This is a genomic window from uncultured Parabacteroides sp. (assembly GCF_947855115.1).
Taxonomy (GTDB): domain Bacteria; phylum Bacteroidota; class Bacteroidia; order Bacteroidales; family Tannerellaceae; genus Parabacteroides.
This window is the reverse complement of the sequence record NZ_CANTZW010000033.1, coordinates 21,558-44,807: the sequence shown is the minus strand read 5'-3', so window position 1 is coordinate 44,807 and position 23,250 is coordinate 21,558. Positions and strand designations below refer to the sequence as shown.

23 protein-coding genes are annotated in these 23,250 nt (G+C 43.5%); 18 read left to right on the top strand and 5 right to left on the bottom strand.

Annotated features, from left to right (window positions below; genetic code table 11):
• Nucleotides 1–843: 843 nt before the first annotated feature.
• From Q0110_RS16035 to Q0110_RS16020, 4 genes are all read left to right on the top strand, one after another.
• Nucleotides 844–2,019: a MalY/PatB family protein gene (locus tag Q0110_RS16035; protein ID WP_297908712.1), complete on the top strand. Its 1,176-nt coding sequence runs from the start codon at nucleotides 844–846 to the stop codon at nucleotides 2,017–2,019.
• A gap of 48 nt (nucleotides 2,020–2,067) precedes the next feature.
• Nucleotides 2,068–2,643 (top strand): FKBP-type peptidyl-prolyl cis-trans isomerase, encoded by a 576-nt coding sequence (locus Q0110_RS16030; RefSeq protein ID WP_297908709.1) that lies wholly within the window; start codon nucleotides 2,068–2,070, stop codon nucleotides 2,641–2,643.
• Between the two features lie 103 nt (nucleotides 2,644–2,746).
• Nucleotides 2,747–3,823, top strand: coding sequence for a chorismate synthase (gene aroC, locus Q0110_RS16025; protein WP_297908706.1), 1,077 nt, complete (start codon nucleotides 2,747–2,749; stop codon nucleotides 3,821–3,823).
• A 12-nt stretch (nucleotides 3,824–3,835) separates the two neighbouring features.
• Nucleotides 3,836–4,156 carry an SMR family transporter gene (locus Q0110_RS16020; protein WP_297908703.1) on the top strand — a complete coding sequence of 107 codons (321 nt, stop codon included), beginning with the start codon at nucleotides 3,836–3,838 and terminating at the stop codon, nucleotides 4,154–4,156.
• Nucleotides 4,157–4,211: 55 nt separating this feature from the next.
• Here the strand turns inward: Q0110_RS16020 and rlmH are convergent, their stop codons facing one another.
• Entirely contained in the window at nucleotides 4,212–4,685 is a 474-nt protein-coding gene (rlmH, locus tag Q0110_RS16015; RefSeq protein WP_297908700.1) for a 23S rRNA (pseudouridine(1915)-N(3))-methyltransferase RlmH, read from the bottom strand.
• Between the two features lie 88 nt (nucleotides 4,686–4,773).
• Between rlmH and Q0110_RS16010 the strand changes: the two genes are divergently transcribed.
• The gene (locus Q0110_RS16010) at nucleotides 4,774–5,145 is read left to right on the top strand and encodes a DUF4783 domain-containing protein (RefSeq protein WP_297908697.1); all 372 of its coding nucleotides are present in this window, start codon (nucleotides 4,774–4,776) and stop codon (nucleotides 5,143–5,145) included.
• 3 nt (nucleotides 5,146–5,148) lie between these two features.
• A complete protein-coding gene (nadC, locus tag Q0110_RS16005; RefSeq protein ID WP_297908694.1) occupies nucleotides 5,149–5,988 on the top strand; it encodes a carboxylating nicotinate-nucleotide diphosphorylase in 840 nt (279 codons plus the stop codon).
• A gap of 69 nt (nucleotides 5,989–6,057) precedes the next feature.
• Here nadC and Q0110_RS16000 read toward each other — a convergent pair whose 3' ends face one another.
• Nucleotides 6,058–7,815: a DNA polymerase III subunit gamma/tau gene (locus Q0110_RS16000; RefSeq protein ID WP_297908691.1), complete on the bottom strand. Its 1,758-nt coding sequence runs from the start codon at nucleotides 7,813–7,815 to the stop codon at nucleotides 6,058–6,060.
• A gap of 144 nt (nucleotides 7,816–7,959) precedes the next feature.
• On the opposite strand from Q0110_RS16000, the gene Q0110_RS15995 reads away from it, so the two are divergent.
• Together Q0110_RS15995 and Q0110_RS15990 are read left to right on the top strand one after the other, a co-directional pair.
• Complete coding sequence (locus tag Q0110_RS15995) at nucleotides 7,960–8,265, top strand: septum formation initiator family protein (protein WP_122379871.1); 306 nt, start codon at nucleotides 7,960–7,962, stop codon at nucleotides 8,263–8,265.
• Nucleotides 8,266–8,589, top strand: a complete 324-nt coding sequence (locus Q0110_RS15990; protein ID WP_297908686.1) for a hypothetical protein — start codon at nucleotides 8,266–8,268, stop codon at nucleotides 8,587–8,589.
• Nucleotides 8,590–8,670: 81 nt separating this feature from the next.
• On the opposite strand, the gene Q0110_RS15985 is transcribed toward Q0110_RS15990, so the two are convergent.
• Both Q0110_RS15985 and Q0110_RS15980 read right to left on the bottom strand, forming a co-directional pair.
• A complete protein-coding gene (locus Q0110_RS15985; RefSeq protein ID WP_297908683.1) occupies nucleotides 8,671–9,276 on the bottom strand; it encodes an OmpH family outer membrane protein in 606 nt (201 codons plus the stop codon).
• A 24-nt stretch (nucleotides 9,277–9,300) separates the two neighbouring features.
• Nucleotides 9,301–9,519, bottom strand: coding sequence for a hypothetical protein (locus Q0110_RS15980; RefSeq protein ID WP_297908680.1), 219 nt, complete (start codon nucleotides 9,517–9,519; stop codon nucleotides 9,301–9,303).
• A gap of 147 nt (nucleotides 9,520–9,666) precedes the next feature.
• Between Q0110_RS15980 and Q0110_RS15975 the strand changes: the two genes are divergently transcribed.
• From Q0110_RS15975 to Q0110_RS15955, 5 genes are all read left to right on the top strand, one after another.
• Nucleotides 9,667–11,124, top strand: coding sequence for an aminoacyl-histidine dipeptidase (locus tag Q0110_RS15975; protein ID WP_297908678.1), 1,458 nt, complete (start codon nucleotides 9,667–9,669; stop codon nucleotides 11,122–11,124).
• Nucleotides 11,125–11,274: 150 nt separating this feature from the next.
• Entirely contained in the window at nucleotides 11,275–12,813 is a 1,539-nt protein-coding gene (locus tag Q0110_RS15970) for a right-handed parallel beta-helix repeat-containing protein (RefSeq protein WP_297908675.1), read from the top strand.
• A 40-nt stretch (nucleotides 12,814–12,853) separates the two neighbouring features.
• Nucleotides 12,854–13,903, top strand: a complete 1,050-nt coding sequence (locus Q0110_RS15965; RefSeq protein ID WP_297908672.1) for an endonuclease/exonuclease/phosphatase family protein — start codon at nucleotides 12,854–12,856, stop codon at nucleotides 13,901–13,903.
• Between the two features lie 104 nt (nucleotides 13,904–14,007).
• On the top strand, nucleotides 14,008–15,696 hold the full coding sequence (locus Q0110_RS15960; RefSeq protein WP_297908669.1) for a M23 family metallopeptidase: 1,689 nt from the start codon (nucleotides 14,008–14,010) through the stop codon (nucleotides 15,694–15,696).
• A gap of 135 nt (nucleotides 15,697–15,831) precedes the next feature.
• A complete protein-coding gene (locus Q0110_RS15955) occupies nucleotides 15,832–17,580 on the top strand; it encodes a phospho-sugar mutase (RefSeq protein ID WP_297908666.1) in 1,749 nt (582 codons plus the stop codon).
• A 105-nt stretch (nucleotides 17,581–17,685) separates the two neighbouring features.
• On the opposite strand, the gene cdd is transcribed toward Q0110_RS15955, so the two are convergent.
• Nucleotides 17,686–18,180 (bottom strand): cytidine deaminase, encoded by a 495-nt coding sequence (gene cdd, locus Q0110_RS15950; protein ID WP_297908664.1) that lies wholly within the window; start codon nucleotides 18,178–18,180, stop codon nucleotides 17,686–17,688.
• A 122-nt stretch (nucleotides 18,181–18,302) separates the two neighbouring features.
• Here cdd and Q0110_RS15945 point away from each other — a divergent pair, with 122 nt between their 5' ends.
• The 5 genes from Q0110_RS15945 (at nucleotide 18,303) to pyrF (ending at nucleotide 23,222) form a co-directional block, all read left to right on the top strand.
• Nucleotides 18,303–19,034 (top strand): class I SAM-dependent methyltransferase, encoded by a 732-nt coding sequence (locus tag Q0110_RS15945; protein ID WP_297908661.1) that lies wholly within the window; start codon nucleotides 18,303–18,305, stop codon nucleotides 19,032–19,034.
• Between the two features lie 73 nt (nucleotides 19,035–19,107).
• A complete protein-coding gene (locus Q0110_RS15940; RefSeq protein WP_297908658.1) occupies nucleotides 19,108–20,016 on the top strand; it encodes a glucosaminidase domain-containing protein in 909 nt (302 codons plus the stop codon).
• Nucleotides 20,017–20,061: 45 nt separating this feature from the next.
• On the top strand, nucleotides 20,062–21,228 hold the full coding sequence (locus tag Q0110_RS15935; RefSeq protein ID WP_297908656.1) for an AIR synthase related protein: 1,167 nt from the start codon (nucleotides 20,062–20,064) through the stop codon (nucleotides 21,226–21,228).
• Between the two features lie 9 nt (nucleotides 21,229–21,237).
• Nucleotides 21,238–22,347 (top strand): peptide chain release factor 1, encoded by a 1,110-nt coding sequence (gene prfA / locus Q0110_RS15930; protein ID WP_297908652.1) that lies wholly within the window; start codon nucleotides 21,238–21,240, stop codon nucleotides 22,345–22,347.
• Nucleotides 22,348–22,379: 32 nt separating this feature from the next.
• On the top strand, nucleotides 22,380–23,222 hold the full coding sequence (gene pyrF, locus Q0110_RS15925) for an orotidine-5'-phosphate decarboxylase (protein ID WP_297908649.1): 843 nt from the start codon (nucleotides 22,380–22,382) through the stop codon (nucleotides 23,220–23,222).
• The last annotated feature ends 28 nt before the right edge of the window (nucleotides 23,223–23,250 follow it).

The window sequence follows — 23,250 nt, the reverse complement described above, 5'->3', positions numbered from 1 at the left end:
ACTTAGTTCCGCGGGAACTATTGAGTTTTAAAAGTTCTCTACCCTATCAACGCTCTCGAACAAATGTCACCCAAAGCCTATATATAATAGCATTTTAATCAAATAATAAGCTTTCTGATAACAAGGCATCTTTTAAAAAGTCTCATTCTAGCGCAAAAAAAGACACAAACAAATACGAAATAAAACATTTATTAACCACTTTATGCCATAAACAAGCGTATAAAAATACACTATACTGTTCTGAGAAAAACATAAGGGAGTATCCAGAAGAACATAAGGAAGAAATTTCATCTACTATCAGACTAAATTTTGTTAATATTCAAACGAATTCCGCTTAAATTCAAAGCCAAATCCGGTATAATTCATGCTAGAACAAACTACGAGAAGCACATTTCTAGAATAACTATTACACACAAACTCTCCTTGTAATACGACCTATAGACGCATACACCCCCCCAAAACAAAGAAATAAGAAAGCAAATCTTCCTGTTTGATACAATATTGATTCACCCAACTATCAAATGCTCGCGTTTTTTCACGTAACCATTCCCTACGCCCCGAAATACCTCCTCTACGAAAAGCAGTAATAACATTATGACATTTTGTAACCTTTCAAAATCCGGATGATTTGCGTCTTGATATAGAGACATCCCGGGTAAAATATATGGTTACTTTATACGGCAAAACTTATCGCTATCCCTTCTCAAAAACTCAAATATTAACATCTTGCACATACCCTGGTTGCAAAAACATTATCTTTATATATATTTTACTTTAAAATCGCAGTTTTTTATGTAAGTTTGACCCCAAAAACTATTAAGAAACTGATTGTTAATTAAAGACATGAAACATTACAACTTTGATGAGGTCATCGAACGGCAGGGTACGAATTGCGTGAAATTCGACCGCCTGAAAGAGATGTTCGGTGACGAGAATCTGATACCACTTTGGGTCGCGGATATGGACTTCCGTACACCAGACTTTATCGTAGACGCTTTGAAAAAACGTTGCGAGCATGAGGTCTTCGGTTATACATTCGGCTCCGACGAATATTACGAAAGCATTATTAATTGGGTACATTATAAATATAACTGGAAACTACAACGGGAATGGCTCAGTTACATCCCGGGAATCGTAAAGGGAATCGCTTTCGCCATCCAATGCTTTACGCAAAAAGGAGATAAGGTGATCATACAACCCCCGGTCTATCACCCGTTCCGCATCGTGCCGGAGAAAATGAAACGTGAAGTCGTTTATAATCCGCTAAAGATGGTAGACGGTATCTATGAGATGGATTTCGAGCATCTTGAATCTATCATAGATGATAAATGCAAGGTGTTGATCCTCTGCAACCCTCACAATCCGGGTGGAATCGTCTGGAAAAAGGAAGCTTTAGTCCGACTGGCCGAGATTTGCGCCAAGCATAATATCTTGGTTATCTCCGATGAGATCCATGCGGAAATGGCTTATCCTCAATATACACACTATCCGTTCGCGTCCGTATCGGATACCGCCGCCTCTTGTAGCGTGACCTTCATGGCACCGAGCAAGACATTCAACATCGCCGGTATCGTGACTTCCTACGCCATTGTGCCCAACGACCGTATCCGGGAAGAGTTTTATTCTTTCCTCGAGGCCGGAGAGTTTGGCGATGGAACGATTTTCGCTTATACGGCGACAACCGCCGCTTACACATATGGCGCCGAATGGTTGCAACAAATGCGAATGTATATCATGGAGAATGTACGCTTCGTGGAAGAGTTCATGAAACAATATCTCCCCCAAATAAAAGTCTACCAACCCCAAGCATCCTTCCTCGTATGGCTGGATTGCAGGGATCTGAAATTAAGCCAGGAAGAACTCGTACACCTGTTCAAAGACAAAGCCGGCTTAGCGCTGAACGAGGGAAGCATATTCGGTCCGGGGGGAGAAGGCCACATGCGTTTAAACATCGGTTGCCCTCGCTCCGTACTGGATAAAGCGATGAAGGCACTCAAAAAGGCGGTGGATAAGAAATAAAATCGTATCTTTGCGAGCATTTCTATACATATTAAAAATACAAGACAAATGAAAATTACAGCAAACAAATACGTTGCGGTTACATACGACCTGAACGTTGGCGAAGGCGAAGAACGTGAGTTAATGGAAAAAGCGACGGCCGAGGCTCCTCTAAAATTCATCTACGGAACAGGCATGATGCTTCCGGCGTTCGAGAAGGCCTTAAACGGGCTGGAAGTAGGTGGCACGTTCAATTTCTCCATCGAGCCGAACGAGGCTTATGGCGAATATAACGAAGAGCACGTATTGGATCTTCCGAAAAATATCTTCGAGGTAGACGGTAAATTCGATGCCGAGATGATCAAGGAAGGCAACACCGTCCCGATGATGGATTCTAACGGTAACCGCATGAATGGTTCCGTTCTGGAAGTGAAGGACGATATCGTGGTAATGGATTTCAACCATCCGTTGGCCGGCGAGACTTTGCATTTCAGTGGCGAGGTAATCGATGTGCATGAACCAACCGCAGAAGAGATCGCGGCGTTCGCGGCTCCCACAGGTGGATGTGGTTGCGGTTGCGACGATTGCGGCAGTGGTTGCGGCGATAGCCACGAAGGTGGTTGTGGCTGTGGCGGATGCCACTAAATAATGGGAAATTGAGAATTGAAAATTGGAAATTAGGAGAAGTGCCTAATCATCGGCTTTCGATTCTCAATTTTCAATTTTCAATTTTCAATTAGACAAAGCGGTGAATACTTTTGGTAATATTTATAGACTAACATCGTTCGGCGAATCGCACGGCCCCGGTATCGGTGGCGTGATCGATGGATGCCCGGCCGGGATCGAGTTAGATACGGCATTTATCCAGCAAGAGCTGAACCGTCGTAAACCGGGACAATCCCGCATCACGACCCCCCGTAAAGAGGATGATGAAGTACAGTTTCTTTCCGGTATCTACGAGGGAAAGACAACAGGAACGCCGATAGGCTTCATTGTCTGGAACAAGAACCAACACTCCTCGGACTATGATAACATGAAAACGGTTTACCGTCCTTCTCACGCAGATTATACATATCAAACGAAATATGGAATCCGTGATCCTCGCGGAGGCGGACGTTCATCCGCACGCGAGACAATAGCCCGCTGCGTGGCCGGGGCTATCGCCAAACTCGTCCTCAAGCGATATGGTATACAGATCCAAGCTTACACCTCGCAGGTAGGCCCGATCAAATTAGCCGGTAGTTACCGGGATTATGATCTAAGCCTGACGGAAGAGAGCGCCGTGCGTTGCCCAGACCCGAAGACCGCCTCTGAGATGGAAGCATTGATCGCCGAGGTCAAATCACAGGGAGATACGATCGGGGGCGTTATTACCTGCGTGGCGAAAGGAGTGCCTGTAGGATTGGGAGAGCCTGTGTTCGGGAAATTACATGCGGCATTGGGGCATGCGATGCTCACGATCAACGCCGTAAAGGGATTCGAGTATGGAGACGGATTCGATGCCGCCCTTTATCGCGGGTCGGAACGGAACGACCGCTTTTTCAATGATAACGGACATATCAACACCCGTACCAACCATTCCGGCGGCATACAAGGAGGGATCTCCAACGGGCAAGACATTTATTTCCGGGTAGCGTTTAAATCGGTCGCTACGATCCTGATGGAACAGGAGACCGTCAACATGGAAGGAGAGGATACGATATTAAAAGCGCGCGGACGCCATGACCCATGTGTATTGCCTCGCGCGGTGCCTATCGTCGAATCTATGGCTGCCATGACTTTGTTGGATTATTTATTGATTCAAAAGACACGGGAAAACTTTTAAGACTAATTCTATATGGCTTGGATTCTGTTAATTATTGCCGGGTTATTTGAGATCGGCTGGCCGTTAGGCTTTAAACTCTCTAATATGTATCCCAGATATGCTATCGGATTCATCGTCTTATCTGTTTTGTCTATGGGCTTGAGCGGTTATTTCTTATATCTCGCCCAAAAAAGTATCCCGATGGGTACAGCTTACATGATCTGGACCGGAATCGGAGGTGTAGGAGCCGTCATTCTAGGGATTTTATTGTTTCATGATTCTGCCAATATATTCAGATTACTATTTTTATCGTTGATATTAATAGGGATTGTCGGCTTGAAACTTGTTCACTAACAGAGGATAAAAACGAGAGTGGTCTTCGTGAGACTACTCTCGTAAAACGATACGGCTATTCGTGATGGTAAGGCTCGTTATTTAAGATCGTCATCGCCCGGTAGATTTGCTCGATGAAAATCAAGCGGATCATTTGATGGGAAAAAGTCATCTTGCTCAACGAGATCTTTTCCGACGCCGCTTTATATACGGCCTCGCTAAAACCATAAGGCCCCCCTACCACAAACACCAAGCGTTTCGGAACCGCATGCATTTTCTTTTCCAGATAGGTAGAAAATTGCATGGAGGTAAACTCCTTTCCTTTCTCATCCAGCAGCACCAAATAATCACCGGGTTGCAAGGCCTTTAAAATCAATTCGCCCTCCTTTTCCTTTTGTTGTGCCTCAGAGAGATTCTTCGCGTTTTTTATATCCGGTATGACTTCCATCTCAAAGGGTATATAATGCACCAAGCGGTTTTTATACTCATTGATCGCTTCCACAAAATAACCGGCATCCGTCTTACCAATCACAATCAATCCAATCTTCATCTACTTACATTTACATGTTTAGAAAAGCTAAGTTACAAGAAAAATACATACCTTTGCCATTAATTACTCGATAAAATAAAGAAAGCTTATGAAACGACTCTTGCTTACATTCGCCTTGATATTTGCGTTCGTATATGCGCAAGCGGCGGATATTACCAGTATATCAAAGGCTTTCAAGGCAGGAAACGCCTCTTCTTTATCCGGAGCTATGGATAAGGAGGTGGATGTAGCCTTGCCCGGTTCCTCCAAGAAATGTAACGGAAGTGAGGCCGTCTCTATGTTGTCCTCATTCTTCAGTTCGAACAAGCCTTCCGGATTCTCGGTCGTACATCACGCGGATAAAAAGGAAAGCGGTTTCCTTGTAGGAAAGCTTCCGACCTCTTCCGGTGAGTACCGTGTAAACATCACGTACCGTGCCGAAGGGAATACAGCGATTATACAATCAATCAGAATAGAATAAAAGATGGACAAACTTATTGACGACTTAATCAAATTAGCGTTTGCCGAGGATATTGGCGATGGCGATCATACAACCTTATGTTGCATCCCTGAGACCGCGATGGGAAAAAGCCAGCTAATCATTAAGGAAGACGGTGTATTGGCCGGCGTGGAAATGGCTAAACGTATCTTCCGCGACTTCGATCCGGAACTGAAAATGACAGTCTTTATACAAGATGGTGCCGAAGTGAAAAAAGGTGATATCGCATTCGTGGTGGAAGGTAAAATCCAATCCTTATTACAGACCGAGCGATTGATGCTGAATATCATGCAACGCATGAGCGGCATCGCTACTACGACCCGTAAATATGCCAAGGCGCTGGAAGGTACCAAGACACACGTTTTGGATACCCGTAAGACAACCCCCGGTATGCGTATGATCGAGAAAGAGGCCGTACGTATCGGTGGCGGTATGAACCATCGTATCGGTTTGTTCGATATGATCCTATTGAAAGATAACCATGTGGATTTCGCCGGTGGCATCGAGCAAGCGATTACACGTGCTCAAAACTATCTGAAAGAAAAAGGCAAGAACTTAAAGATAGAGATCGAAGTTCGTAACTTCGATGAGTTGGAACAAGCCATGAAAGTGGGCGGTATCGATCGTATCATGTTGGATAACTTCAGTATCGAGAATACGAAAGAGGCGGTTCGCCGTATCAACGGACGCTACGAGGTAGAGTCTTCCGGCGGTATCACGTTCGACACGCTACGCGATTACGCTGAATGCGGCGTAGACTTCATTTCCGTAGGAGCCTTAACCCACTCCGTCAAGAGTTTGGATATGAGCTTCAAAGCTTGCTAAAACGAAAAGTGATCATTATAAAAACAGCCTCGAGAGGATCGACCTCTTGAGGCTGTTTCTTATCATAACTTAGTCTAACGTCAAATTAAACTCATCCTTCAAACGTCCCAAGGTAGGATTTATCTTCATCAGCAGCTCTAATTTCTCCGTGGATGTGTAAGCCAAATGCTTCTCATTCCCCTCCACGATCCGGACACGCATCTGGATACGGCTGTTGTTAAGATGCTGACGGAGAAACGGCAGGATATGGATCGCATTATTAATTAATTCCTCTTGCTGCCCCGGATTATGTACAGCCACCTCGAAATAATAATTTTCTTGTAAGGTCGGCTTACAATTGATCATTGTATTCTTTAGATACACTTTCTTATCTATCGTAGCGGCGTAATTGTCCCATTCGCGGATCAAGGTTTCATTGTCAAAAGGAGCGACCACCTCCTTTACTGCCGCGGCCGTTGGCTGGGCAACCTGCGGTTTGGGCTTCTCCACTCCGATCTCCTTCATGGATATCCCCATCGGACGAGACGTTCTTCGAGCTTGATTAGGGATAGAAGCAGGAGGCGGTACAGAGGCGGTACTCGGCATACGTGTGCTTACGACTTGAGGAGCGCCTGCCGCTGCCGTAACCGGAGGTGTTTGGGTTTGTTGAGACTGTCCGTTACTCGCCCCTGGAGAAGTAGGGTTCGTTCCGGAAATTGGCTCAATCAACGCTTTTTTTTTATCCTCAACGGCAGCTTGCGTTAACTGGCAAAGCTGAATCAAGGTCAATTCCAATAAAAGACGCTTATTACGGCTCGCCCGATAATTCAAATCGCACGTATTCGCCAATTCTATCGCCTTGAACAGAAGCTGATCCGGACAACGTTTCGCCATCTCCTTATATCGTTCCCGTATAGAAGCCCCGACCTCAAATAGCACCAAGGTAGACTCATCCCGGCATACCAGTAAATCCCGGAAATGCCCGGCCAAACCGGTTATAATATTCTGCCCGTCGAATCCTTTGCCCAATATCTCGTTCAAGATCAATAAAGATGCTCGTACATTACCAGATAAGATCGCATCCGTCAGACGAAAATAATACTCATAATCCAGCACGTTCAGGTTATCGATAACCGCTTGATACGTGATATTACCATTCGTGAAACTTACCACTTGGTCAAAGATAGACAAAGCATCGCGCATACCTCCATCTGCTTTCTGGGCGATCACATTCAAGGCTTCCAGCTCTGCCGTAACCCCTTCTTGCGAAGAGACATATTGCAAATGCTCCACCATGTCGGCAATAGATATACGGGAGAAATCATAAATCTGACAACGGGAAAGGATCGTAGGAAGTACCTTATGCTTCTCGGTCGTAGCCAAGATAAAGAGGGCATGATGCGGAGGCTCTTCCAACGTCTTCAGGAACGCATTGAACGCGGCAGTCGTCAACATATGAACCTCATCAATAATAAAAACCTTATATTTACCGATTGGAGGTGGGATACGCACTTGGTCAATCAAGGTACGGATATCGTCTACCGAGTTGTTCGAAGCGGCATCCAGCTCATGGATATTGTAAGAGCGCTGCTCGTTGAAAGCCCGGCACGACTCGCATGCGTTGCAAGCCTCGCCATCTTCTGTCAGATTCAAGCAATTAATCGTCTTCGCAAATATGCGGGCACACGAGGTTTTTCCTACTCCACGAGGACCGCAAAACAGGTAGGCATGCGCTAATTTATTACTTTGTATCGCATTTTTCAGCGTAGTGGTAAGAGACTTTTGCCCTACTACACTCCGGAAAGTGGACGGGCGGTATTTTCTTGCCGATACAATATAATTATCCATTCTTAGTTGACAGTTGACAGTTGACAGTTGACAGCCGGACAGAGTTTTCTTTAATTGTCAACTGTCAACTGTCAACTGTCAATTATTATTGTAAGGGCAAAGATAAATAAAATAATTCATTATCTTCGCGAAAACGATGTTCCGATGTCACGCATAAAAGAGTTTTATATAAAGTATCTATCGTGGATTAACGCTTACTGGTTAGTTACCATCGTGTTCCTCATCGTTACCTTTACGGTAGGCGATAGCAGCCTGTATAAACGCTATACGTATGATGAGAAAATACGTAGTCTGGAGAAAGAGATCAAACATTACCAAAAAGAGATTGAGATCAATAGTAAGAAATTAAACGACCTTCATACGGACAAGGAGGGACTGGAACGTTTCGCCCGTGAAGAGTATTTCATGAAAAGGTCGAACGAAGATGTTTTTATTATCAAGGATAAATAAATGAATCAACAGATCAGATCAATTATTTTCGGCATAGCGGGATTACTCGTATTAGTCGGTGCTATATTATACCTTACCCACTGGGCTGTCGCCCCTTATTTATTCGCTGTCGGAGCAGCGGGTATAGCGGTTTGTTACCTGACCCTTCCGGTTAAAGACTTAGATTTTCGCCGTCGGCGCCTTCACCGTTTCAACGTGTTCGCCGGGCTCTTGATGATCGTATCTTCCGGCTTCATGTTTAATAACCGCACCGAATGGATTCTGTGCCTGAGCGTAGCCGCCATCTTGCAGGTATATACGGCTTTTGTTACCCCGAAAGATTAATTGATTGTTTTAGCCGGAACAAAAAAAGGCTGCCGGAAAAATCCAACAGCCTTTGTTATCCTATTTTATAGATTTAATGACTTATTTAGCCGGAGAAGAATAATTCTTATTCAAGTATTCTAACAATTCGCCTGTGATATCATAAGAGTCGCCGGCCAAAAGAATATTATCTCCCACCGTGTTGCTGAATACAACCTGATAACCTCTACCGCGATTGAAAGCCTTCAATTGAGAAACAACCGTATCACGCAATTGCTCGTTCAATTTTTGTTGCTCTTGCATTAATTCTTGAGCCAATTGGTTATCCAAATTCTGCAATTCTTGTTGCTTATTCAACAAACGTTGTTGTTCTTGCTCCGCTCTCTCACGAGTAAGGAAAGCGTTATTTTCCACCTTGCGCTGGAAATCTTGCATCTCTCCTTGTAAACTACGAGCTTTTTGGGTGATGTTAGCACGGGAATTTTCCTGTTTCTTCAAGATTATCTCGTTCAAATCCTTGGAATAATTGTAATTGAGCAACAAGGAATCTACATTTACATAAGCGATCGGTAGTAAGGCCGTCGTGTCTCCCGCTGACGCGAATGTTCTTGTTACGCTTGATTCTTTCTTGCCGGAAAATTGCATAATATACAAGATTACGACAGCCACCGCTAGCACACCGTTAATAACGTAGTTAATGTTCTTCATAAAGTGCAATTTAAATCTTATTTTTTATTCTTTTATTTCATTCATGATGTCATAGAGCCCTTTTTGCCTAATCGCCATACGATCCATGGTCTTCGCGCAAAATATACCTTTCTTGCCCAATGCCTTATTTCCCTCAATATGTGTATTCGGGAATCTCCCTCCCTTTATCAACAGCACTTTTATTGATAGTAACACGACACTGATAACAAGAATTATGACCGTAAATAATAACGTTGTAACCATTTTCTCTATATTTGTGGACGCAAATATAAGAGTTTAAGTGATTACTAAGTGTCTTTTTGGCATTTTATTCTACTTTTTTTCGAACTAAGCTCTTTTAATTGCGGTTTTATTAACTTTAGAGTAACATCTATAATACATTGTAACATCATGAAGATTACTGATTTAAAGCCTACTATCGTATGGAAGTTCTTCCATCAGGTAACCCAAGTGCCTCGCCCCTCAAAAAAGGAAGGTAAAATGATTGAATTCTTAGAGTCATTCGCGAAAGAGTACAAAATAGCTATCAAAAAAGATGAAGCCGGCAACCTATTAATGTCAAAGCCTGCCACTCCGGGAATGGAAGATCGCCCGGTGGTCGTATTGCAGTCTCACATGGATATGGTTTGCGAAAAAAATAACGGCACGAAACATGATTTCGATAATGATCCGATCGAGACGGTCGTTGACGGCGAATGGTTACGAGCCAACGGCACCACGTTGGGCGCCGACAATGGTATCGGTGTAGCGGCCGAGTTAGCGCTACTCGCTTCCGATGATATCCAACATGGTCCGATCGAATGCCTGTTTACGGTAGACGAGGAAACAGGTTTAACCGGAGCAAAAGCTCTGAAAGAAGGTTTTATGACCGGAGATATCTTGTTAAATCTCGATAGTGAGGATGAGGGTGAGATCTTTATGGGATGCGCCGGAGGTAAAGACACACAAGCGACGTTCCATTACGAGCCGGTTCCTACATCCGATAAGATGCAATATTTCCGTATCGACGTGAAAGGATTGAACGGAGGTCACTCCGGCGGCGAGATCCACAAGGGCCTAGGTAATGCCAACAAGATACTGGTCCGTTTCTTGTTCCTATTGAAAAAAGAATATGATTTTGTTCTTTGTTCTATCGATGGCGGTAACTTACGTAACGCAATCGCCCGCGAGGCACATGCGGTTATCGGCTTGCACCCGGAAAACAAGGAGGATGTACGTATCCTATTGAACCATTTCGCCGCCGATATAGAGAATGAGTTGAAACACGTAGATCCAAACGTTCAGTTAACTATGGAATCCGCAGACCGCCCGGAATACCATATCGACAACGCTACCGCCGAGAAATTAATCTATGCGTTGCATGCTTGTCCGCATGGCGTAATCGGCATGAGCCACGATATCGAAGGCTTGGTAGAGACTTCCACCAATCTTGCCTCCGTAAAAATGAAAGAAGGGAACACGATTTTAATCGGGACTAGCCAACGTAGCTCCATCGAATCATGCAAAGCCGCTATCGCAAATACGGTAGCCTCCACGTTCTTATTGGCAGGTGCCGAGGTAAAACATGGCGACGGTTATCCGGGATGGGCTCCGAACCCCGACTCTAAGATCTTGAAGATCGCACAGGAAACTTATAAGCGTCTATTCAACAAAGAGGCTAAAATCATGGCAATCCATGCCGGATTAGAATGTGGCTTGTTCTTGGAGAAATATCCGAGACTGGATATGATCTCCTTCGGACCGACCTTGCGCGATGTGCATTCGCCCAATGAGCGTATCGAGATCGCTACGGTCGGCTTATGGTGGAATCATCTTCTTGAATTATTAAAGAGCATCCCTGCAAAATAAACCGACGTTTTTTGCGTTATAAAAAGAGGAAAGATACGACAAGCGTATCCGTCCTCTTTTTTTATGTTAATGTCTTGCAACTTTTTTATAATAATTTTGTTTATCTATTAAAACAAGAACACAAGACATTTACAGTTAATACTTATGAAAATGAAAAGATTAACGATAACGCTATTCATACTTGCGATATTTCTGTTGAACATGCTACCGGCATGCGACGGATTGGACGATAATTATTCCACCAACCCGACCTACCGGCTAAGTTTCTCGACAGACACACTCGCTTTTGACACGATCTTCAGTACGATCGGTTCTACCACCCGCCAATTTATGATCTACAATAAAAACAGTGAACCTCTGAATATTGAGTCTATCATGCTGGCCAGTGGAGAAGCCACCGGTTTCCGCATGAACGTAGACGGACGTAAAGGCAGCTCGTTTAATAATGTCGGGATACTAGCCAACGACAGCATGTATGTATTCGTAGAAGTAACGGTTGATCCGAACGGAGGCAACCAACCGCTCCTGATACAAGATTCCGTCCTTTTCACCGTGAATGGTATCCGTCAATCCGTATTATTGGAAGCCTATGGGCAGGATGTTAATCTTTACAAAGGTGGTGTTACGATTACGAAAGATTCTACCCTTACCGCCAACCGCCCTTACTTGATCTACGATAGCTTGGTTATCGCCAATGGTGTTTCTCTGAATATAGAGAAAGGGGCCATTTTCTATATGCACGATAAAGCCAACTTGGTCGTTCACGGTTCTATGAACGCTTTAGGGACATTGGATGAACCTATCACCTTCCGGGGCGACCGCCTGGATTACATACTAAATGATATACTACCGTATGACCGGACACCCGGACAATGGGGAGGTATCATCTTTAAGGCAAATAGTCATGGGAATGTGTGGGACAACGTGATCGTACGTAATGGGACCTCAGGCATATACTGTGAGCCTTCTACTACCGATCGTCCCAAGATCAAGATAAATAACTCACAGATCACGAATATGGGGAGCGATTTATTCTTCGCTGTCAATTGCGACATAATCGCCACGAATACAGAATTCAGCAACGCAGGAGGGAGTGTACTTGTCTTAGTCGGTGGTAAATATTACTTTGCCCATTGTACAATGGCAAATTATATGAGTTTAACCAAACGGGAAATGGCTAGCGAAACCGTTCCTCTAGACAGCAAATGCTTGTATTTACTCAACAACGTAACGATAGACGGAAATGGTCCGTATCCCATCACGCAGGCTTATTTTGACAATTGTATTATTGATGGCAGTCACGATGCCGGTGATTTCAAGACTTTGGGTGAGATAGAGATTTCTTCAAATAAGGAATTATCCACGAAGGCAGATGGCGATACGGATTTCGATTACCAATTCAATCATTGCGTGCTAAAAGCCGAAGAAACCTCAAGCGAGCATTTCAAGGAGGTATTATTTATCAAAAAAACTCCTTCTTATCGTAAAATAGGAGGTAAATCTAATAAGTATATTTATGATTTCCGTCCGGATTCCGTATCGACTACCGGAGTAGGGAAAGCAGATCCCGAGATAACGAAAAATTATCCGATCGACCGCTACGGAGTCAACCGACTGACCAGTTCGAACGGGCCGACAATCGGCGCTTATGAATTCGTTCAGGAAGAGACCGAAAATTCAGACGAATAAGCATACATTACATAAGTAACAATTAATCCAAGCCTTGACTATGAAATTTTTTATATTCTTCTTTTTATCCCTAGCCCCTCTTCCGTCGGTCGCTCAATCCACGTTCAGAGTCATGTCTTATAATGTTGAGAACTTTTTTGATACACGGGATAATCCGGCCAAGAATGATGATGAATTTCTTCCTTCCGGTAACAGGCATTGGACACAAGGCCGCTACTGTCATAAACTGCAACAAATAGCAAAAGTGATAAGCGCTGCCGGAGAGTGGAACACGCCGGCCTTAATAGGGCTCTGTGAAATTGAAAACGACTCTGTCTTGTACCACCTTATACACCGTACCCCACTTCATAAACAAGATTACCGATATATTATCACTCAAAGCCCCGATCCCCGAGGTATCAATGTCGCTCTCCTTTATCAGCGAGGTCAATTCCGCTATATACAACATGAATCCATCCCGATTCGTTTTTCCGGAAACAAACACAAATTAACCCGGGATATACTACACGTATACGGAAAAATCATAACAGGCGATACCTTGGATATTTTCGTTTGCCATTTTCCTTCTCGCTATGGAGGAGAAAAAGAAAGTGAAAAAGATCGTTTTGATGCGGCACGTACCTTACGAGAATCTTGCGACTCTTTGTACCAGACACGAGAAACAGCGCAAATACTGATTATGGGGGACTTTAACGATACCCCTCAAGACCGGAGCGTTTCCGAGATATTTGCCGCTCAAAGCTTTCATAAAGACACGCAGGCTAAAGACCCCGTGTCTCACACAGACTACTACAACTTGTTCGCAAACCCTCGTACAACGCAATTCCCGGGTAGTCATAAATACCAAGGGGAATGGAGCCAACTCGATCAAATAATCGTAAACCGAAGGCTCGTCACCCAAGAGTCTTCCATGCACATCATCCCGGAAAGTATCCGGATATTCGCCCCGGATTTCTTATTGACCAAAGACAAAACATGGCGGGGTGTACGTCCTTTCCGAACTTATTATGGTTTTAAATATGAGGGAGGTTTTAGCGATCATCTACCATTGATAATAGATTTCCAGATAGGTTCATCGATCAAATACTAAGACACCACATCGTTTCGGAAATTTCTCCCAAAGAAACAAGTAAAACTTTTCGAAGAGATTAATTCGAAAACAATTATCTTTGTCTGTCAAAATACGTAAATCCTATGAATATTAAATCTATATATCTAGTCGGCCTATTCGCGCTTATCGGTTCCCATATAATCAATATAAGCGCCCAACAGCTCAGGAATCCCTTTGATTTCCCAATCTTGCTCAGTGGAAATTTCGGAGAGTTGCGAAGCAATCATTTTCATTCCGGGATAGATTTCAAGACACAAGGGGTAGAAGGCAAACCTATACATACGGTACAGGAGGGATATGTATCACGCATATCCGTAAGTCCGTGGGGTTACGGTAACGGGCTTTATATCACACATCCGGATGGAACAACTACCGTATACGGACACATACAGAAATTCTCGAAAAAAATAGCGGATTATGTAAAACAACAGCAATATGCACAGGAAAGTTTCAATGTAAATCTTTTCCTCACGCCGGATTTGCTACCTGTAAAGAAAAATGAAGTCATAGCATTAAGCGGTAATACAGGAAGTTCCGGCGGCCCTCACCTACATTTTGAGGTACGAGACACCGAAACAGAAGAAGTCTTGGACCCCTTGACTTATTACTCAGACCGGATAACCGACACCCGTCCTCCCAAAATACTAGGGATACAGATCGTTCCCATCGAAGGGAAAGGTACAGTAAACGGTAAAAACAAGAAACTCAAGATAAAACCCGTCACCGCTAAAAACGGAAAACAAGCGATCACGGGAAAAATAGAGGCTTGGGGAGAAATTGGCCTCGCCGTGAAAGCTTACGATTATATGGATAACACGACAAATATCTACGGCGTAAAAGAGATCACGCTAATGGCAGACAGCCAAGTGATTTTCCATAGCGACCTAGATAAATTCGCTTTTGACGAGACCCGCTACCTAAATACATTCACGGATTACGAAGAATGGAAAAACCATCGTTCTTTCTATATCCGCAGTTTTATTGAGCCGGGGAACCGGCTGCGTTTTCTAAAAAGCGTAAACCGGGGAATCCTCCGTATAGACGAAGCTCGTACCTATCATTTAATGTATGTGCTCACCGATGCCTTTGGCAATACAACCCGTTTACCTATCAAGATAGAGGGTAAAGAACAGGAGATTCCCCAAGTCGATACGACCCACACTGAATTATTCCACTGGGGAAGCGACAATAGATTTGGCGCTAAAGGTATCCGTCTTGCCATATCCAAAGGGAATTTATATAATGACCTTTACTTCCGTTATTCAACGAAAGAAGATAGTACAGCTTTATCAGCCGTTCATATGTTGCATGATAAACCAACTCCTCTGCATGAAACAGCCCAATTATCGCTTTTCTTGCAAAACGATACACTTGAGAATAAGCGACAATACGGTGTAGTTCGTTTACAGAACGGTCGTGCCTTTTGGATGGGAGGTACATATCGAAATGGCTGGATCGACACGAATATTAAAGAATTAGGGAATTATAAGATACAACAAGATACAAAACCTCCGGTTATCACGCCAATCAATCAAAAAACATGGATCAGTAAACAGAAATTCGTATTCCGTTTATCCGATAACCTTAGCGGAGTACAAACTTACCGGGGAGAAATAGACGGGCAATTTGTTTTATTTGAGATGAACAACAAATCGGTTATCACCTACCGCTTTGATAAAGAAAGGCTGCAAAGAGGTAAACATAAACTTAAATTAATCGCAACGGATGCTTGCGGGAATGAGTCGGTTTTCACACATTCGTTTAGCTGGTAAGACGATTTATCGCATTTTTTAATGCAAAATATAAGTCCTTTGATTGCTTTACTTTAAGAAATTCGTATATTTGTTTCTCGTATATTTATCGTATTGAGTAGATTGCTCAACAATAAACACAATAATATTATAAACATGGAAAACAACGACTTATTAGAAATGGTAAGAAGTAAGGCACAAGGATGGCTTACGAAAAGTTATGATGCGGAAACTCGCGCTCAAGTTCAAGCGTTACTTGACAATGAAGATCCCACCGAGTTAATTGAGTGTTTTTACAAAGACCTGGAATTCGGTACAGGAGGATTACGCGGGATCATGGGTGTAGGCTCAAATCGTATGAATATATATACGGTTGGCGCAGCTACCCAAGGATTGTCCAATTATCTAAAAAAAGAATTCGCTGATTTAGAGCAGATAAAGGTCGTAATTGGTCACGATTGCCGCAACAACAGCCGTAAGTTCGCAGAAATATCAGCCGACATCTTCTCTGCCAACGGTATCAAGGTTTATTTATTCGAGGACCTTCGTCCGACACCTGAAATGTCATTCGCTATCCGTAAACTGGGATGCCAGAGCGGTATCATCTTGACAGCCTCTCACAACCCGAAAGAATACAACGGATACAAGGCATATTGGGATGACGGCGCACAAATGATCGCTCCGCACGATAAAAATACGATCGCTGAGGTTAACAAGATCCGTAACGCCAGCGAGATTAAATTCAAAGGAAATAAAGAATTAATCGAAATCATAGGACAAGCGATTGATGATGAATATATCAAGGAATTAACAACGATCTCTTTGTCTCCAGAGGCTATCTCTCGCCACAAAGACATGAAGATCGTATACACCCCGATCCACGGCACAGGTGTAAAATTGGTTCCGGCCGCATTGAAAGCTTATGGATTCACGAACATTATCCATGTACCGGAGCAAGATGTAGTGAGTGGTGATTTCCCGACTGTTATTTCTCCCAATCCGGAGGAACCGGCCGCATTGGCCATGGCTGTCGAGAAAGCGAAAGAGACAGACGCAGAATTGGTAATGGCTTCCGATCCAGACGCAGACCGCGTAGGAGCCGCAGTAAAGAACAACGAAGGTGAGTGGGTACTTTTGAACGGTAATCAAACCGCTTTGATGTTCGTTTACTATCTGATCACTCGCTGGAAAGAACTAGGAAAGATCAACGGTAAAGAATATATCGTAAAAACAATCGTTACTACAGAGACCATCAAGACAATCGCCGAGCGTAACGGCGTAGAGATGTATGACGTATACACAGGCTTTAAGTGGATCGCTAACATAATGCGCGAAAATGAGGGAAAGAAAAACTATATCGGTGGTGGCGAGGAAAGCTACGGATTCCTTTGTGAGGATTTCGTACGCGATAAAGACGCCGTATCCGCTTGTGTTTTCTTGGCCGAGATCGCTGCTTGGGCAAAAGATCAAGGTTTAAGTTTGTATCAATTACTACAGAAGATTTACGTGGAATATGGTTTCTCCAAAGAAAAAGGTATCTCTGTCGTAAAGAAAGGTAAGAGTGGAGCAGAAGAAATCGAGGCTATGATGAAGAAGTTCCGTGAAAACCCGTTGACAGAGATCGCAGGTTCCAAGGTAACTTACTTCTATGATTATTCTACATTGAAAGGCAAGGATTACGCAGAGAACGAGACTGTGACATTGGATATGCCTACTACCTCCAACGTACTTCAATATTTCACGGAAGATAATACAAAAGTATCTATCCGTCCTTCCGGAACGGAACCGAAGATTAAATTCTACTGCGAGGTTCACTCCAAGGTAAATAGTGTTGATGAACTGCCGGAGGCTGAGAAAGCGGCTGAAGAAAAGATTAATCAGATCAAAGCTTCTTTAGGAATCTAATCAAGCATATTACCATTATTTCCCGGATGTGGATTACGCAAAGTATACAAAGTCGTACATATGTATTAAATTTGTATACTTTGGGTCTTCCACATCCGGTTTGTTTTATTCTTTCTCTTCAGGTTTAATTAAATCAGACTTCCCGAAACAAAACGGAAGTAAAGCCGTTGCGCTTGGAACGAGAAAGGCCTCTTCCTTTCCGCAAAGAAGTACCTTCATCGGTTTATCATAACGTTGCTCAGTCTCCAGCATCACTTGCCGACAAGCGCCACAAGGCGTGATGAGATCCACACGTTCTCCATCTTTCATACCCGCAATCGCTAAAACCCGGACTGCCGTATCCGGATAATGCGCTCCCGCATAGAATAATGTGGTTCGTTCCGCACAAAGCCCAGACGGATAAGCCGCATTTTCCTGATTATTACCGGAAAGTATCTCTCCATTCTCCAATAAAACCGCCGCCCCTACATGAAAATTGGAGTAAGGAGCATAAGCTTTCTTCGAAGCCTCAAAAGCGGTTTCATACAATCGCTTATATGTCTCATCCAATTCTTCTATCGCATAAACCTCGACCGATGTCTCTAATTTTAATTCTTTCATATCCCTGATTACTTTAATGTTTTGAAAGAAACAGAACTATAATTCTTATAGCCTATAAATATAAAAAGAATATATTAATTTCGCATCCATATCGTAAAACATACCTAATAGAACAAAGACATATGTATCCAACGCTTCTTACATCCGATAAAGACCCGATGGGCGCCGCCATCATCGATTATCTCACACACGGAAACGCAAGTAAACTCCGTGTATTCTCTTCAATGTTCGATGAAGATGAGATTCCCGTTCGTCTATTATTCAGGACTTTCCAAGAAATGCCTCTCTTGGAGCAAAAAGCCCTTCAACTCAGTTCGGGAAAAATATTAGATGTCGGTGCCGGGAGTGGATGCCATTCCTTAGCTTTGCAGGAAATGGGAAAAGAGGTGACCGCCATTGATATATCTCCTCTTTCTGTAGAAGCCATGAAAAAACGGGGAGTGAAAGACACTCGTTTACAGAATTTCTTTGATCGAAACTTAACCGGGCCATTTGATACCATTCTTCTTTTAATGAACGGCTCTGGAATCATCGGGAAACTAGAAAACCTTCCGGCTTTTTTTCATCGCGTAAAAGAGCTACTATCTAAAGACGGGCAGCTTTTACTTGATTCTAGTGACTTAAGTTATTTATTTGAGGATGAGGACGGGAACCTAGACATTGCTCCCGAAGATGATTATTTCGGAGAGATCGACTTCCGTATGCAATATAAAAACATCAAAGGGGATTCATTTGATTGGTTATATATCGATTTCAATACGCTCAACCTATATGCAAAGCAAGCCGGTTTTAAAGTGGAGAAAATAGAGGAAGGAGAACATTACGATTACTTAGCCCGCATCTCCTATTTTTAACTACGTAATTACCAGTAAATATGTATTTTCTTTTATATATTTGTCCGATAAAATCGGATCGAAAAGAATAACTATGCGTTTACCCCTTCATTTTTTAGGTATTTTATTATTGTCCCTTGTCTGTTTAAGCGCAGGGGCGGAAAGCCAGCGAAAGCTGACTTCCTATCAAAAATATATCAATAAATACAGTAATTTGGCGATTCAACACCAAAAAAAATACCGTATTCCGGCAAGTATCACCCTAGCGCAGGGATTATTGGAATCCGGAGCCGGCCAAAGTGATTTGGCCAAACGTTCCAACAATCACTTCGGTATCAAATGCCATTCAGATTGGCGAGGAGGAAGGGTGTATCACGACGATGACCTGCGAGGAGAATGTTTCCGGAAATACAAACGAGTAGAGGACTCTTATGAAGACCACTCCCGTTTCTTGGCCGAGCGTTCCCGATACAAACGTTTGTTCAAGCTAAATATCAAGGACTATAAAGGCTGGGCCAAGGGGTTGCAAAAATGTGGTTACGCAACCGACCGTGCTTACGCAAACAAATTAATCAAAGTTATCGAAGATTATAAACTATACCGCTTCGATTCCGGTAAAGGAGCAAAGAAAAACTCTAACAAGAAACAAAATCTTCCGGTATTCGATTATCAAGTATACCGTACCCACGGTTTGATCTATGTATACGCCAAGGATAACGATAGTTTCGACCAGATCGCCCGTAGTATGGGATTCAAAGCCAAACAGTTGAGAAAATACAATGAAGTGCCCGAGGACTTCCCGTTGCAAAAGGGCGATATCGTATACTTGGAGAAGAAAAAGAAAAAAGCAGACAAGCCGAATTACGACCATGTGGTACAAGTCGGAGAGTCCATGCACAGCATCGCTCAAATGTATGGAATCCGGATCAAGAGCTTGTATAAAATAAATAAAAAAGACAAAGATTACATTCCAGAAGAAGGAGATGTCTTAAAACTTAGATAAGTAACATAAAAAAGTATTACCTTTGCAGTTCAAATAAATAGTACAATGAGTGATCAACGTTATAACCTGCGAGGCGTTTCCGCTTCAAAAGAAGATGTTCACAACGCGATAAAGAACATCGATAAAGGGATTTTCCCGAAAGCGTTCTGTAAGATCATCCCAGATATCTTAGGCGGTGATCCTGAATATTGTAATATTATGCATGCGGATGGTGCCGGTACCAAATCCTCCTTGGCATATATGTACTGGAAAGAGACCGGAGATCTTTCGGTATGGAAAGGTATCGCCCAAGACGCTCTTATCATGAATATCGACGACCTTCTTTGTGTAGGGGCCGTAGACAATATATTGGTTTCATCCACGATCGGACGAAACAAATTGTTGATTCCGGGCGAGGTGATCTCGGCAATCATCAATGGAACGGATGAGTTGCTGGCAGAATTACGTGAGATGGGCGTTGGTTGCTATGCGACAGGCGGTGAGACCGCAGACGTTGGAGACTTAGTTCGTACCATCATCGTGGATAGTACGGTTACTTGCCGCATGAAACGCTCAGATGTAATCGATAATAAAAATATCCAAGGTGGAGACGTGATCATAGGTCTAGCCTCCTTCGGGCAAGCCACTTACGAGAAAGAATATAACGGAGGTATGGGAAGTAACGGGTTAACCTCTGCCCGCCATGATGTTTTCTCTAAATATTTAGCGGAAAAATACCCAGAAAGCTATGATGCCGCCGTTCCCGAAGAATTGGTTTACTCCGGAGGATTGAAACTGACGGATAAGATTGAGGAATTAGGAATAGATGCCGGAAAGATGGTACTTTCGCCGACACGTACTTACGCACCGGTGATCAAGAAGTTGCTTGATAAACTTCGTCCTCAAATTCATGGCATGGTACATTGTTCGGGAGGAGCGCAGACAAAAGTTATGCATTTCGTCGAGAACAAGCGTGTAACCAAGAACAACCTCTTCCCCATCCCACCGCTATTCCGTACGATCCAAGAACAAAGTGGCACGGAATGGAGTGAAATGTACAAGGTATTCAATATGGGACACCGGATGGAGATATACATTGCTCCCGAGTATGCGGAAGAAGTTATCAGCGTCTCAAAAAGCTTTGGTATCGACGCACAAATTGTAGGCTTCGTAGAGGAAGCGGATAAAAATGAATTGATTATCGAAAGCGAGAAAGGTCGCTTCACCTATTAATAAAGATAAATGACCGAAAATAGTTTACTTAGTAAATTAGACGGATTAGTGAGCCGTTTTGAGGAAGTCGGTACACTCATTACCGACCCGGCAGTGATCGCCGACATGAAGCGGTTCGTAAAACTAAACAAAGAGTACCGTGATTTGGAGAAAATCGTGAGTGCTCGTTCGGAATACGTGAAGATGTTGAACGGAATCGAGGAAGCGAAATCCCTGCTCGAATCCGAGCAAGATCCGGAAATGCGAGAAATGGCTCGTGAAGAGTTAGATAGTTGTAACGAACGTATTCCCGCATTGGAAGAAGAGATAAAATTATTACTCGTTCCCGCAGATCCGCAAGATGATAAAAACGCAATCGTCGAGATACGAGGAGGAACGGGAGGTGACGAGGCCGCCCTTTTCGCCGGAGATCTATATCGTATGTATGTGAAATATTGCGAGTTGAAAGGGTGGAAAATCAGCGTGTCTAGCTTTAGCGAAGGCTCGTCCGGAGGTTTTAAGGAAATTATCTTCACGGTATCGGGCGAGAAGGTATACGGTACATTGAAGTATGAGTCTGGTGTACACCGCGTACAACGTGTACCGGCGACGGAGACGCAAGGACGTGTACATACCTCAGCCGCCACGGTCGCCGTATTGCCTGAGGCAGATGAATTTGATGTTGAGATTAATGAGGGAGAGATTAAATGGGATACCTTCCGTTCCGGAGGAGCCGGGGGCCAGAACGTAAACAAGGTGGAATCAGGTGTCCGTCTGCGTTATGTCTGGAAGAATCCCATTACAGGTGTGAGTGAGGAAATCTTGATCGAATGTACGGAGACACGAGACCAACCGAAGAACAAAGAAAGGGCACTTACCCGCCTTCGTTCGTTTATTTATGACAAGGAACACCAGAAATACCTAGACGATATCGCCAGCAAGCGTAAGACCATGGTATCTACCGGTGACCGTTCCGCGAAGATCCGTACTTATAATTATCCGCAAGGACGCATTACGGATCATCGTATCAATTACACGATCTATAATCTCTCCGCTTTTATGGACGGTGATATTCAAGATTGCTTGGACCACCTGATCGTAGCGGAGAACGCTGAGCGACTGAAAGAGTCTGAATTGTAAATACATCAAATCATTTCATACTGAATAAGAAAATGAACAAACAGCAACTATTCGAGAATATTAAGAAGAAGCAATCCTTCCTTTGTGTCGGATTAGATACAGATATAAAGAAGATCCCACAACATCTTTTGTCGGAGGAAGACCCTATTTTCGCATTCAATAAAGCAATCATCGACGCTACCGCGGATTATTGTGTCGCATACAAACCGAATCTGGCTTTTTACGAAAGCCTTGGTACGAAAGGAATGATGGCTTTTGAGAAAACAGTCACTTACTTACGTAAGAATTATCCCGATCAATTTATCATCGCCGACGCTAAACGCGGTGATATCGGAAATACTTCCGAGATGTACGCCCGCTCTTTTTTCGACCACATCAAAGTAGATGCAGTCACGGTAGCTCCGTACATGGGCGAGGATAGTGTAAAACCATTCTTAATCTACCCGGAAGCTTGGGTAATCTTATTAGCTTTGACATCCAATAAAGGCTCACATGATTTCCAATTGACGGAAGACGCAAATGGAGAACGTCTTTTTGAGAAAGTATTGAGGAAATCGCAAGAATGGGCAACCGATGAGCAAATGATGTATGTAGTGGGTGCTACCCAGGGCAAGATGTTCCTTGATATCCGTAAACAAGCTCCTAACCATTTCTTGTTGGTACCGGGCGTGGGCGCTCAAGGTGGAAGCCTAGCGGAAGTAGCTCAATACGGAATGAATGACCAATGCGGTCTTTTGGTAAATTCTTCCCGTGCGATTATTTATGCGGACAAGACTGAAGCTTTCGCCAACGTAGCTCGTGAGGCGGCACATGCCGTACAGGAAGAAATGGCCGGCTATCTACACGATAAAGGAATTATTCCCTGTAAAGCATAGGCTATATAAAGAATTTTCACCATTTTTG

What these genes read in the sequence shown, in the direction of transcription:
- Q0110_RS16035 (WP_297908712.1), top strand. Translation starts at nt 844, where the DNA reads ATGAAACATTACAACTTTGATGAGGTCATCGAACGGCAGGGTACGAAT.
- Q0110_RS16030 (WP_297908709.1), top strand. Translation starts at nt 2,068, where the DNA reads ATGAAAATTACAGCAAACAAATACGTTGCGGTTACATACGACCTGAAC.
- Q0110_RS16020 (WP_297908703.1), top strand. Translation starts at nt 3,836, where the DNA reads ATGGCTTGGATTCTGTTAATTATTGCCGGGTTATTTGAGATCGGCTGG.
- rlmH (WP_297908700.1), bottom strand. Translation starts at nt 4,685, where the DNA reads ATGAAGATTGGATTGATTGTGATTGGTAAGACGGATGCCGGTTATTTT.
- Q0110_RS16010 (WP_297908697.1), top strand. Translation starts at nt 4,774, where the DNA reads ATGAAACGACTCTTGCTTACATTCGCCTTGATATTTGCGTTCGTATAT.
- nadC (WP_297908694.1), top strand. Translation starts at nt 5,149, where the DNA reads ATGGACAAACTTATTGACGACTTAATCAAATTAGCGTTTGCCGAGGAT.
- Q0110_RS16000 (WP_297908691.1), bottom strand. Translation starts at nt 7,815, where the DNA reads ATGGATAATTATATTGTATCGGCAAGAAAATACCGCCCGTCCACTTTC.
- Q0110_RS15995 (WP_122379871.1), top strand. Translation starts at nt 7,960, where the DNA reads ATGTCACGCATAAAAGAGTTTTATATAAAGTATCTATCGTGGATTAAC.
- Q0110_RS15990 (WP_297908686.1), top strand. Translation starts at nt 8,266, where the DNA reads ATGAATCAACAGATCAGATCAATTATTTTCGGCATAGCGGGATTACTC.
- Q0110_RS15985 (WP_297908683.1), bottom strand. Translation starts at nt 9,276, where the DNA reads ATGAAGAACATTAACTACGTTATTAACGGTGTGCTAGCGGTGGCTGTC.
- Q0110_RS15980 (WP_297908680.1), bottom strand. Translation starts at nt 9,519, where the DNA reads ATGGTTACAACGTTATTATTTACGGTCATAATTCTTGTTATCAGTGTC.
- Q0110_RS15975 (WP_297908678.1), top strand. Translation starts at nt 9,667, where the DNA reads ATGAAGATTACTGATTTAAAGCCTACTATCGTATGGAAGTTCTTCCAT.
- Q0110_RS15970 (WP_297908675.1), top strand. Translation starts at nt 11,275, where the DNA reads ATGAAAAGATTAACGATAACGCTATTCATACTTGCGATATTTCTGTTG.
- Q0110_RS15965 (WP_297908672.1), top strand. Translation starts at nt 12,854, where the DNA reads ATGAAATTTTTTATATTCTTCTTTTTATCCCTAGCCCCTCTTCCGTCG.
- Q0110_RS15960 (WP_297908669.1), top strand. Translation starts at nt 14,008, where the DNA reads ATGAATATTAAATCTATATATCTAGTCGGCCTATTCGCGCTTATCGGT.
- Q0110_RS15955 (WP_297908666.1), top strand. Translation starts at nt 15,832, where the DNA reads ATGGAAAACAACGACTTATTAGAAATGGTAAGAAGTAAGGCACAAGGA.
- cdd (WP_297908664.1), bottom strand. Translation starts at nt 18,180, where the DNA reads ATGAAAGAATTAAAATTAGAGACATCGGTCGAGGTTTATGCGATAGAA.
- Q0110_RS15945 (WP_297908661.1), top strand. Translation starts at nt 18,303, where the DNA reads ATGTATCCAACGCTTCTTACATCCGATAAAGACCCGATGGGCGCCGCC.
- Q0110_RS15940 (WP_297908658.1), top strand. Translation starts at nt 19,108, where the DNA reads ATGCGTTTACCCCTTCATTTTTTAGGTATTTTATTATTGTCCCTTGTC.
- Q0110_RS15935 (WP_297908656.1), top strand. Translation starts at nt 20,062, where the DNA reads ATGAGTGATCAACGTTATAACCTGCGAGGCGTTTCCGCTTCAAAAGAA.
- prfA (WP_297908652.1), top strand. Translation starts at nt 21,238, where the DNA reads ATGACCGAAAATAGTTTACTTAGTAAATTAGACGGATTAGTGAGCCGT.
- pyrF (WP_297908649.1), top strand. Translation starts at nt 22,380, where the DNA reads ATGAACAAACAGCAACTATTCGAGAATATTAAGAAGAAGCAATCCTTC.